Here is a 12,359-nt window from a genome sequence, read left to right on the forward strand (position 1 = left end):
TCAATTGTGCCCTCCTTTTTGATTTGGACCATAATAGTTTTGGTTCCAATAGTAATCTCAAAAGGAACTTAAGATGGCACTACAGGAAGAATTTGAACAACAAGGAATTTGGCTGTTCCGATATCGAAGCTTTTTGCCTTTGATCATCATCGCGATCGGAATTGGCCTGTACATCAACACCGAGATCAACCCCGAAACCTTTTTCATCAAGGACACCCCATATGAATTTCATTATGAACTATTCTGTTTGTTCGTAGGGCTGTTGGGGCAGTTTATCCGAATCTTCACCATTGGCCATGCCCCAAAGAACACCTCAGGCAGAAATGTCAAGGGTCAGGTAGCAGATACGCTCAACACCACAGGCATCTATTCCATTGTAAGACACCCTCTTTACTTGGGAAACTTCTTTATGTGGTTGGGCCCGGCCTTATTGACCGGCAACTTTTGGTTTGTAACGGCTTTCTGCTTCCTGTTTTGGGTGTACTATGAACGTATCATGTTCGCGGAAGAGCAGTTTTTGCGTAAAAAGTTTGGGATGACCTATCTGTTTTGGTCCGAAAGGGTCCCAGCCTTTATTCCAAATTTTAGAAGGTATAGACAGCCCGTTATGACTTTTAGTTGGAAAAAGGTCTTGAAACAGGAAAAGAATGGTTTTTTCAATCTCTTCACTATATTTTTTGTTTTTGATATGGCCGGGGAACTCATCAATGGAACCACTAATTTCAACCTGACTTTTCTGGTAGGCTTCATCATTTCCAGTATTGCTTTTCTGGTATTGACATTCCTGAAACGACGAACCTCTGTCCTAGATGAGGAAAATATATTGCGATAAACGAACGACTTCCCACTTCTCTTATCATATCTCATCAATCCAAACAGGGCATCGATAAATTTCACCTCCCCCAAACAAAATCCTTTGGGTTTATTTTAAAATAAACCATAAACAGCATTGGGATTTCTCGTCGTCCCGATTACCCTCGGGACTCACTCGAAATGACATACACCCATTTCCAGTCATTTCGAACCCTGTCCTGAGCCCTGCCCTGAGCGAAGTCGAAGGGGTGGTCGAAGGAGCTGTGAGAAATCTGTTACCATAACCTAAAAGTTGCCACCTTGACGCCCAACGACTGTTCTGTAATTTTAAGACTGGAACATTGCATCAACCCAAACCAAGCACACATCAACCCAAACAGGGCATCCGTCAATTCCTCCCATGATTCCGGTATGTCTTTGCTTTCCTTTGGAAAAACAATAAAAAATTCACGATGAAACATCCAAAACTCTTGGGGCTCATGTTCATGGCCCTGACCCTCTTTGTAAACCAGTCCTGTAAAAAGGATGAGGCCTGTGAGGAGAAAACCTGGTACCATGACGGAGATACTGATGGCGAAGGCGATTCCGGTGACACGAAAAAGGCCTGTGACAAACCGGACGGTTATGTGGCCAATGCCAATGACCCCGATGACACCAATGCCGATATTTTTTCCAATTGCACCATGGTGACCTATTATCTGGACAATGACGGCGACACCTTCGGGGATCCCAACCAATCCTTGGAACTCTGTGATGGGGTGGCGGCTCCGGACAAGTATGTAACCGACAATACCGATCCCAATGATTCGGATGCCAATGATTTCCCGGGTTGTGAAACCGTAACTTACTATCTAGACGATGACGGGGACACTTATGGTGATCCTGACGAACCTTTGGCCCTATGTGATGGCGTTGCAGTACCTGAAAAGTATGTAACTGATAATACCGATTGTGATGATTCCAACGCTAATATCAATCCAGATGCTGAAGAGATAGTCAATGATGGTGTTGACAATGATTGTGACGGGGAACAATGGGAGGCAACAATCTGGACAGGAGAGGAAAAGGTTTACACCAAGACAGCTTTCGCTGATTGGACACTACCCGAAAACCAGGATCAAATTACCACAAAGGTTGTCTTCACAAGGCAAAACAGCGGTCCTATGTACAACTACCAGTGGTGGCAGGATGTTTTTGGCGAAGATGCAACACATAACAACGCATCTAGTTCAGACTTAGTGGCCGATTTTTGGGATAATGATGACGCGGCAATCAAAGATATTGCCGCCATAGATCCCTCGGGGGGAACCAAAGGGGTGCGCTGGGCCCTGTTGGATGACACTGGGGCCGAGAACCCAAATACTGCTTGGGAAAATTTCTCACTTTATGGACAACTTGGTGATCCCACCCATTTTTACAGCTTCAATAATTTGGCAGCGATTATAGAGTCTCTGGAAACTGGACAGCCAGTGAATAATGTTTTGGATGATTTTACCATTGATAATGATGAAGATGCTTTTTTCAATTATATCACGGGAAAACATTTAGGCGTCTGGTTGGTAGAAGAAGATATATACCTTACCCTTACCTTTACCGAATGGGGAAACGGCAATCAAAATCCAGGTGGGCCTATTTCCTATACCCGCTCAACACCAGATCTATAAACAATCCAAACCGACTTAACCCGAAAAGCCTTGGAAAAATTCCAAGGCTTTTTTACTGTTAAACTTCATTGGAGATTTCTCATCGTCCCGATGCCTATCGGGACTCACTCGAAATGACATACACCCATTTACAGTCATTTCAAATCCTGTCCTGAGCGAAGTCGAAGGAAAATGTGAGAAATCTAAACACCTTACTCACAACATTAAACCAACCAAGACTGAAAAGAGATTTCTCGTCGTCCCGATGCCTATCGGGACTCACTCGAAATGACATACACCCATTTCCAGTCATTTCGAACTGTCATCCTGAGCGAAGTCGAAGGAAAATGTGAGAAATCTAAACACCTTACTCACAACATTAATCCAACCAAGACTGAAAAAGAGATTTCTCGTCGTCCCGAAAACCGGGACTCACTCGAAATGACATACAACAATTTACAGTCATTTAGAACCCTTTCCTGAGGGCAGTCGAAGGAGAATGTGAGAGATCTGTTGTTACAAGATATAGTCCGTACTTAAAAAGTTGCTCACTTTGGCTTCCAACAGCTGTTCAATGGTCTCATTGTTCAGGTCGTTGTCCTTAAAGGCCACAAACGTCCGTATGGAGAACGAACGCAGGGCATCGTGCACACTCAAGGTGGACTGTGCAGAATCCTTTCGTCCTGTAAACGGGTATACATCCGGGCCACGTTGGCAAGAACTGTTCAGGTTTACTCGGCAAACGAGGTTCGCCAAGGAATCAATAAGTGGCGAAAGGGTGTACACATCTTTTCCGAACAGACTCACCTGCTGTCCGTAGTTGCTTTCCGCCATATCGTCCAAAGGCTCTTCAATATCCTTGAAGGACAGCACAGGAATGATGGGCCCAAACTGCTCTTCTTCATACACCCGCATATCTTTGGAAACCGGATACAATACTGCTGGCCAGATGTAATTATCAAAATGCTTTCCTCCCTTTTTGTTAAGGACCTTGGCCCCTTTGGTTTTAGCATCATCCAATAATTCTTGGATATAAGCTGGCTTTCCAGGTTCTGGCAGTGGCGTAAGGCTCACCCCGTCATCCCATGGATTGCCAAACTTAAGGGCATCCACTTTCTCGGAAAAGCGTTTTAGGAATTCGTCCTTGATATCCTCATGCACATAAACCACTTTGAGTGCGGTACAGCGTTGCCCGTTAAAGGACAATGTCCCCGCAATACATTCGTTGATGGTGAGGTCCAAATCCGCATCGGGCAATACAATGGCCGGGTTTTTGGCCTCCAAGCCCAATACCAATCGCAATCTGTTGCTTTTGGGGTGCTGTTCTTGTAAGGCATTGGCCGATTTACTGTTTCCGATAAGGGCCAACACATCCACCTTTCCGGTTTTCATGATGGGAGCGGCCACGGCCCTACCCCTACCGAAAAGAATGTTCACCACACCTTTTGGAAAACTGCTCTTAAAAGCTTCCAAAAGTGGTGTAATTAACAAAACCCCATGTTTTGCGGGTTTAAATATGGTGGTGTTTCCCATAATAATAGCGGGGATCAACAACGCAAAGGTCTCATTCAAGGGATAGTTGTAGGGTCCCAAGCAGAGCACCACACCTAGTGGCCCCCTTCGGATATGGGCATAGACACCATTGTTTTTTTCAAACTTGGCACTATCCCGATCCAACTGCTTGTATTCCTCAATGGTATCATAGATATACTCAACGGTACGGTCAAACTCCTTGTAGGAATCCGGTTGTGACTTACCAATTTCCCACATCAACAGTTTTACAACCTCATCACGCTTCTGCTCCATCTTCTTCACAAAGGATTCCATACATTCAATACGGTCCTTCACCTTCATCGTGGGCCAAACCCCCTGTCCCTTATCATAAGCTGCCAAGGCCGCATCCAAAGCCTCCATAGCTTCGGGCTCCCCCATATCGGGGATACTACCCAAGGTTGTCGGGGCATATTCTTTAGTGGAAGATATTGTGGAGACCACAGGAGTGGTACTTCCCTCCCATTTTCGTAATTCTCCATTGACCAAATAGGTCTTTTGGTGAATCTCTTGCGTGATTTGAAATGCTTCAGGTATGGTACTTTTTATTGCTGGCATATGTTGTTCTTTTATGCTATTAAAGTTCTATAAAACAGTCGTGTTTTCCTAACAAAACTAACACAAAAAAGGCTTTGAGTTGCCTTGTTTTCAAAGGTTTCCTATCGAAAACGATGGAGTAAATAAGCTGGGGGCTATGTGTGTGGAATCACACTAAATACCGAAAAAGGTCAGGCTTATCGTTGAGGTAGTCCCCAAAAAAGTTATTGGCCTTCATACGCTGGATCAAAGGCTCCAAATCTTCAGATGATTTCAATTCAATGCCCACCACGGCCGGGGCATTTTCCCTGCTCGATTTCTTGGAGTATTCAAAATGGGTAATATCATCATTGGGTCCCAAGATATCCACCACAAATTCTTTCAATGCACCTGGACGCTGTGGAAACCTCACTATAAAATAGTGCTTTAAATTGGCATACAACAAGGCTCGCTCCTTGATCTCTGCGGTACGGGTAATATCGTTGTTGCTTCCACTGATGATGCAAACCACATTCTTGCCCTTGATCTCTTCCGCAAAATCATCCAAGGCAGCTATGGTCAAAGCCCCTGCAGGCTCCACCACAATGGCATCCCGATTGTACAGGTCCAATATGGTCTGGCAGACTTTCCCTTCGGGAACGGTCATCATTTGGTGTAGATAGTCCCTACAAATAGGAAAGGTCAATTGTCCCACTTTCTGGACAGCTGCCCCGTCTATAAACTTATCTATCTGTTGCAATTCCACAAGCCCTCCATTTTCAATGGACTTTTTCATGGAAGGCGCCCCTTCGGGCTCCACTCCAATGATTTTGGTCTTGGGCGATAACGCATGGAAGGTGGCACAAAGCCCGGAGGCCAATCCGCCGCCACCAACGGCCGCAAAGACATAATCAATCGGAGTATCCGTCTGTTGAAGTATTTCCAGTCCTACCGTAGCCTGCCCTTCAATGATTTTTTCATCATCAAAAGGGTGCACAAAGGTCTTACCCTCTTCGGCACAGAACAATTGGGCCGCTTTATTGGAGTCGTCAAAGGTATCCCCCTCCAACACTACTTTTACCCAATCGCCGCCAAACATTTTGGTCTGGTCTATTTTTTGTTTTGGGGTGACCACGGGCATAAAAATCGTACCCTTTACCTGTAAATGACTACAGGCAAATGCCACACCTTGGGCATGGTTGCCAGCACTGGCACAGACCACACCTTTTTCCAGTTCTTCCTTGGAAAGCGAACTGATCTTATTGTAGGCACCGCGAATTTTATAGCTCCGAACACGGTGCAGGTCTTCCCTTTTGAGTAAAATATTGGCCCCATAATTTTTGGAATACCGGATACTCTGCTGCAAAGGGGTCACTTGGGCCACTTGGGCAATGGTCTTCGCTGCTTGGTATATATCCGCTATTTGTGGAAAATAGGCATCCACAGTCTTCTTCATGAGGCCAATATCTATATTTATCCAATAGGTTTCATAGCGGTCATGGAAGCACGCAAACGCGCTCCAACCACCTCCACATCATGCTCGCGGATGGCTTTGTTCACTGCAATCAACTTGATGTTGTCCACCCCACTGTCTTTTCCTTCACCAAAGTGTTTTCCAATAACATCGGTTTCCACAGTTTTCATGAAGTCGGTCAACAACGGCTTACAAGCATGGTCGAACAAATAGCAACCGTACTCCGCGGTATCGGAAATTACTCGGTTCATTTCGAACAATTTCTTTCTTGCGATGGTGTTCGCGATCAATGGGGTCTCGTGAAGCGACTCGTAGTACGCGGATTCCCCAATGATTCCAGACTCGGTCATGGTCTCATAGGCCAATTCAACCCCTGATTTTACAAAAGCGACCATCAATACGCCATTATCATAGTATGCTTGCTCAGAAATGGAAACATCACCAGCCGGAGTCTTCTCAAAAGCAGTTTCTCCGGTAGCGGCACGCCAATCCAATAGATTTTTATCGCCATTGTCCCAATCTTCCATCATGGTTTTGGAGAAATGACCGCTCATGATGTCGTCCATATGCTTTTGGAACAAGGGACGCATAATCACTTTCAACTCCTCGGCCAAATCAAAAGCCTTGATTTTGGCTGGGTTGGACAAACGGTCCATCATATTGGTGATCCCTCCCTGTTTCAATCCTTCGGTAATGGTTTCCCAACCGTATTGTATCAATTTGGAAGCGTATCCGGCATCAACACCTTTCTCGATCATTTTATTGAATGAAAGGATGGATCCAGTCTGCAACAATCCACAAAGGATGGTCTGCTCTCCCATCAAATCCGATTTTACCTCGGCCACGAAGGAAGATTCCAAAACACCGGCCCTGTCACCACCTGTACCAGCGGCATAGGCCTTGGCCTGCTCCAATCCCTTTCCTTCGGGATCGTTCTCTGGGTGGACTGCAATTAGGGTAGGTACCCCAAAACCTCTCTTATATTCTTCGCGTACTTCAGAACCTGGACTCTTGGGAGCAACCATGATCACAGTGATGTCCTCACGCACCTGCATTCCTTCCTCAACAATGTTGAATCCGTGTGAATACGATAGGGTGGCTCCTTTTTTCATCAAGGGCATTACCGCACCTACAACTTTGGAGTGTTGCTTGTCCGGAGTTAGGTTGATGACCAAATCAGCGGTAGGGATCAATTCCTCATAGGTCCCCACGGTGAAATTGTTCTCAGTGGCGTTCTTGTATGACTGTCTTTGTTCCTTAATGGCCGCTTCACGAAGCGTATAGGAAATATCCAGTCCAGAGTCACGCATGTTCAATCCTTGGTTCAACCCTTGGGCACCACAGCCCACTATTACAATTTTCTTGCCCTTTAGAGCGGTAACACCATCAGCGAACTCACTTGGGTCCATAAACCTACACTTTCCCAATTGGGTCAATTGTTCACGAAGTGATAGTGTGTTGAAGTAATTTGCCATTTTAACTATTTGATTTTGCTATTTATTGATTTTGAAATTCTGCTAAAATATTGGTGATCGGCATGGCCGCCTTACTCACGGCTATCCTGCCGGAGCGAACAAACTGCATGATCCCGTAAGGTTCCAACGCATCGTGCATCTCATCGATTTCATGACGACGCCCGGTCTTGGCCAAAACAAAGAAATCCCTGCTCACGGTAACAATCTGTGAATTGCTTTCTTTGATGATGTTCTGAATCTGTCTTTCATCAAACAACAAGTGGGACGCAATCTTAAAAAGGGCCGATTCTTGGTAAATGGTTTCATCATCCGTATGATAGTAGGCCTTGATGACCTCAATCTGTTTTTCTATTTGGTTGACGATTTTTCGCGCCCAATCTTCGGTGGAAAAAATCACGATTGTGAACTTTGATACGTTCTCAATCTCTGATTTTGAAACATTTAAACTCTCAATATTAATGTGTCTCTTTAAGAATATCCCAGATATTCTATTGAGCAAACCCACATTGTTTTCGGAATACACCGATATGGTATACCATTGATTTTCCATGCTTATTTTATTTTAACCGCAACTATGAGTCCTGTGGACCAGTCCATTTTTGTAATTGTTATATCTTTTCTTTTTTCCAATAATTCTATCAGCTGGTTCGCCTTATCCTCATGCCCTACCGGCCAATTGGGTTGTCTGCTCATGTCGTCTATGACATAAAAGCCGCCTATATTAAGTAAGGCCAAAGCATTCTCCAAATGACTGTATTTTCCGGGCCAAGCATCCGCAAAAATCAAATCGAATGAATCGCCTTCATAGGATTCCAACCATTCCCCGCCGTCTGCACAAACAAGCTCCAAACGGGGTTCGTCTTGAAAAAAGGCTTTGGCAATCTGGATAAGCTCAGTGTCATTGTCCACGCTGATGACATGGGATTTTTTGTCCATTCCCTGTACCATCCAAGCCAATGACAGACCTACTCCAGTACCCAATTCCAAGAAATTTCCATTGGATTTGGAAGCTACCAACGTCCTTAATAAGGAACCTACTCCCATATCCGAAGACATGGAAAAGCCCATTTCCTTGGATTTGGCAAGCAAAGCGGGATAGTTGACCGGCATATCCAAACTATTGGCCTGATTCATCTTATTTTAATCTGATGTCTGAAATGGAAGCCCCTGTTGGAACCATTGGGAACACATTGTCTTCCTTCTCTACCCGAACCTCCAAGAAATAAGGGTCTTTGGAAGCCATCATTTCTTCCACGGCATCCTTCAATTCCGAACGCTCCACTACCCTTCTGGATTTGATGTGGTAGCCTTCCGCGATTTTCACAAAATCAGGATTGGTCATAACGGTTGAGGCATATCGTCTTTCAAAGAAAAGTTCCTGCCATTGACGCACCATTCCCAAGTGATCATTGTTCAATACCACTATTTTTACGGGTAGATTATGCTGAAAGATAACCCCAAGTTCCTGAATGGTCATCTGGTACCCGCCATCACCAATGATAGCAACGACCTCGCGGTCCATAGCTCCCATCTTGGCACCAATGGCCGCCGGAAGGGCAAATCCCATGGTTCCCAAACCACCCGAGGTGATATTACTTTTGGACTGCTTGAATTTAGCATAACGACAAGCCATCATTTGGTGCTGTCCCACATCGGAAACAATGACCGCCTTGTGACCGGAAGCCACATTGATCTGCTCCATGACTTCACCCATGGTAAGTCCCGGCTTGGTGGGATGTATGTCCTTTTGTATTACGGTATCAAATTCGATTTGACGCTTTTTTTCAAACTCGCCCAACCATTCCTTATGTTCATTTTTATTTACCAAGGGAAGTAGCAATTCCAGAGTCTGTTTGGCATTGCCCAAAACAGCAACATCCACCTTCACATTTTTGTTGACTTCCGCAGGATCTATCTCAAAATGAATGATCTTGGCCTGCTTGGCATAGGTTTCCAAATTTCCGGTCACCCTGTCATCAAAGCGCATGCCTATGGCAATGAGCAAATCGCACTCATTGGTAAGGACATTGGGGCCATAATTTCCATGCATACCCACCATACCCACATTCAACGGATGGTCCGTATCCATGGCCGAAAGTCCCAAAATGGTCCAAGCGGCTGGAATTCCCGCTTTTTCAACCAAAGCCTTGAGCTGTTCCTCTGCCTCACCCAAAATCACCCCTTGTCCAAAAACGATATAGGGCTTTTTGGCATTGTTGATCAATTCCGCTGCCTTTTCAATAGCACTTACTTCGATGTCAGGAGCAGGTTTATAGCTTCGTACACCCGTACATTTCTCATACACAAAATCCAATTCATCAAACTGGGCATTCTTGGTGATGTCCACCAAAACGGGGCCTGGCCTACCTGATTTTGCAATGTAGAATGCCTTTGCCATAATCTCAGGGATTTCTTCGGCCCGGGTAATCTGGTAGTTCCATTTGGTCACAGGTGTTGAAATCCCAACAATGTCCGTTTCCTGGAAGGCATCGGACCCTAAGAGATGTCTTGCCACCTGTCCCGTGATACACACCATGGGTGTGGAATCTATTTGGGCATCGGCTATACCGGTCACCAAATTGGTGGCACCAGGACCCGATGTTGCCATGGCCACCCCAACCTTTCCACTTACCCGTGCATACCCTTGCGCGGCGTGGGTAGCCCCTTGCTCATGCCTTGTTAGGATGTGGGTAAGCTTATCCTGGAATTTATACAATTCATCATACACAGGCATGATGGCTCCTCCAGGGTACCCGTAAATAAGGTCCACTCCTTCGGCCAACAAGCAATGTATAATAGCCTCAGCACCCGTAATACGTATTGAGGCGCTCTTTTTATTCTCTTTTTTTTGTGCTTTCAATGTTTCCATAAGCCTTTATTTTGGAAATACATATCCTTCCCTCTATGGGCATTTAGTGTTTGTTTTTTTAAAATAAGTCGGTAACACATCCTTTCGAGGCAGATGAAACCGTTTTTGCGTATTTGTACAGGCTACCTGATTTTATTTTCAGTTCAGGTTGCTTCCATGCTTTTCTTCGTTGCTCCAATTCTTCATCGGAAATATTGATGTTGATGGTATTGTTCACGGCATCGATGGTGATTTCGTCCCCATCTTTCACCAAAGCGATACCTCCACCTACTTGGGCTTCGGGGGAAACGTGTCCTACCACAAAACCATGTGACCCTCCGGAAAACCTTCCATCGGTGATCAAGGCAACATCCTTGCCCAAGCCTGCGCCCATAATGGCCGAGGTAGGCTTCAGCATTTCAGGCATACCCGGAGCTCCCTTAGGTCCTTCATATCGAATGACCACCACATCTCCTTTTTGGACCTTACCGGTGTGAATTCCTTCGTTAACGGCAGTTTCGCTATCGAAAACTCGGGCTGTTCCGGTAAATTCCAATCCTTCTTTACCTGTAATCTTGGCCACAGCACCTTCCGAGGCCAAATTTCCATAAAGGATACGGATATGCCCCGTCTCTTTGATGGGTTGGTCCAGAGGCCTGATAATATCCTGTCCTTCTTCCAAATCGGGCGCATCCAAAAGGTTTTCGGCCAATGTTTTTCCGGTCACGGTGACACAATCGCCATGAAGCATTCCTTTCTTCAACATATATTTTAGTACCGCTGGAACACCTCCAACCTTATGAAGGTCCTCCATAAGATATTTTCCACTTGGCTTTAAATCCGCCAGTAGCGGGGTGGTCTCGCTAATTCTTGTAATGTCTTCCAAAGTAAAGTCCACCTCAGCAGCGTGCGCAATGGCCATAAAATGCAATACAGCATTGGTAGAACCACCCAAAACGGTTACCAATCGGAACGCATTCTCCAAGGATTTTTTGGTAACGATATCCTTAGGCTTAAGGTCATTTTGCAACAGGTTGAGCAAAGCGGCTCCCGCAGCTTCGCAGTCGGCTCCTTTGCTTTGGTTCACCGCAGGGATTGAAGAGTTGAACGGCATGGACATCCCCATGGCCTCAATGGCCGATGCCATGGTGTTGGCTGTGTACATCCCTCCACACGCGCCGGCTCCCGGACATGCTTTGTGGATTACTTCCTTATATTCGGTTTCATCAATGGTTCCTGCCACTTTTTGTCCATAGGCCTCAAATGCGGAAATGATGTCCAATTTCCTATTGTTGTGACATCCCGGGGCAATGGTTCCCCCATACACCAAAATGGAAGGTCTGTTCAAACGCAATTGCGCCATCAAGGCACCGGGCATATTTTTGTCACAGCCCACAACGGTCACCAAACCATCATAACTCATGGCTTGTACCACAGTTTCCATAGAGTCCGCAATAATGTCCCGCGAAGGCAAGGAGTACCGCATCCCTGGGGTTCCGTTGGAGATACCGTCACTGACCCCTATGGTATTGAAGATAAGTCCGACCATATTGGTAGACTGCACCCCTTTTTTCACTTCCAGTGCCAAATCGTTCAAGTGCATGTTACAAGGGTTTCCCTCGTAGCCTGTACTTGCGATGCCTATAAGTGGTTTTTGTAAATCTTCGTCGGTCAACCCTATGGCGTGCAACATGGCTTGTGCAGCAGGAAGGGTTGGGTCTTGGGTCACATTTTTACTAAACTTGTTCAGTTCCATTGTCAAATTTCGTTCGAATCGAGAATTTTGTTGAATTTCTTTATGTTATCCAAAGATAGATGTTTAAAAAACCCCATATTTTTAACAGTTTCGGGCTATCTAGGTCCATTTGAAATATTATCAATACAACTCTCTAAAAATCAATTATTTATACTTAAAAAAATCCAATATTCATTTATTTTTATAATGCAAAAGAAAAAGGGCCTGCATCAATCTTGATACAGGCCCTTTTCATCAACAGCAAGTCTGTATCATTCCATGTTTGGAATAATAATGACGACAC

9 protein-coding genes are annotated in these 12,359 nt (G+C 45.2%); 2 read left to right on the top strand and 7 right to left on the bottom strand.

What is annotated here, in order from left to right; translation table 11 throughout:
• Window positions 1-73: 73 nt before the first annotated feature.
• Both ACPD8L_RS04415 and ACPD8L_RS04420 read left to right on the top strand, forming a co-directional pair.
• A complete protein-coding gene (locus tag ACPD8L_RS04415) occupies window positions 74-832 on the top strand; it encodes a methyltransferase family protein (protein WP_421809515.1) in 759 nt (252 codons plus the stop codon).
• A gap of 433 nt (window positions 833-1,265) precedes the next feature.
• Window positions 1,266-2,477 (top strand): putative metal-binding motif-containing protein, encoded by a 1,212-nt coding sequence (locus ACPD8L_RS04420; protein WP_423942198.1) that lies wholly within the window; start codon window positions 1,266-1,268, stop codon window positions 2,475-2,477.
• Between the two features lie 495 nt (window positions 2,478-2,972).
• On the opposite strand, the gene ACPD8L_RS04425 is transcribed toward ACPD8L_RS04420, so the two are convergent.
• The 7 genes from ACPD8L_RS04425 to ilvD form a co-directional block, all read right to left on the bottom strand.
• Window positions 2,973-4,565: an NADP-dependent glyceraldehyde-3-phosphate dehydrogenase gene (locus ACPD8L_RS04425; RefSeq protein ID WP_423942201.1), complete on the bottom strand. Its 1,593-nt coding sequence runs from the start codon at window positions 4,563-4,565 to the stop codon at window positions 2,973-2,975.
• A 148-nt stretch (window positions 4,566-4,713) separates the two neighbouring features.
• On the bottom strand, window positions 4,714-5,979 hold the full coding sequence (gene ilvA, locus ACPD8L_RS04430; protein WP_423942203.1) for a threonine ammonia-lyase IlvA: 1,266 nt from the start codon (window positions 5,977-5,979) through the stop codon (window positions 4,714-4,716).
• A gap of 17 nt (window positions 5,980-5,996) precedes the next feature.
• Complete coding sequence (ilvC, locus tag ACPD8L_RS04435) at window positions 5,997-7,472, bottom strand: ketol-acid reductoisomerase (protein WP_293300866.1); 1,476 nt, start codon at window positions 7,470-7,472, stop codon at window positions 5,997-5,999.
• Between the two features lie 22 nt (window positions 7,473-7,494).
• Window positions 7,495-8,022 carry an acetolactate synthase small subunit gene (ilvN, locus tag ACPD8L_RS04440; protein WP_116217805.1) on the bottom strand — a complete coding sequence of 176 codons (528 nt, stop codon included), beginning with the start codon at window positions 8,020-8,022 and terminating at the stop codon, window positions 7,495-7,497.
• A 2-nt stretch (window positions 8,023-8,024) separates the two neighbouring features.
• Window positions 8,025-8,606, bottom strand: coding sequence for an O-methyltransferase (locus tag ACPD8L_RS04445; protein WP_423942207.1), 582 nt, complete (start codon window positions 8,604-8,606; stop codon window positions 8,025-8,027).
• Between the two features lies 1 nt (window position 8,607).
• Window positions 8,608-10,341 carry a biosynthetic-type acetolactate synthase large subunit gene (ilvB, locus tag ACPD8L_RS04450; RefSeq protein WP_293300871.1) on the bottom strand — a complete coding sequence of 578 codons (1,734 nt, stop codon included), beginning with the start codon at window positions 10,339-10,341 and terminating at the stop codon, window positions 8,608-8,610.
• A gap of 58 nt (window positions 10,342-10,399) precedes the next feature.
• On the bottom strand, window positions 10,400-12,076 hold the full coding sequence (gene ilvD, locus ACPD8L_RS04455) for a dihydroxy-acid dehydratase (protein ID WP_116217808.1): 1,677 nt from the start codon (window positions 12,074-12,076) through the stop codon (window positions 10,400-10,402).
• Between the last annotated feature and the right edge of the window lie 283 nt (window positions 12,077-12,359).

The organism is Flagellimonas algicida (genome assembly GCF_049629585.1).
GTDB lineage: Bacteria > Bacteroidota > Bacteroidia > Flavobacteriales > Flavobacteriaceae > Flagellimonas.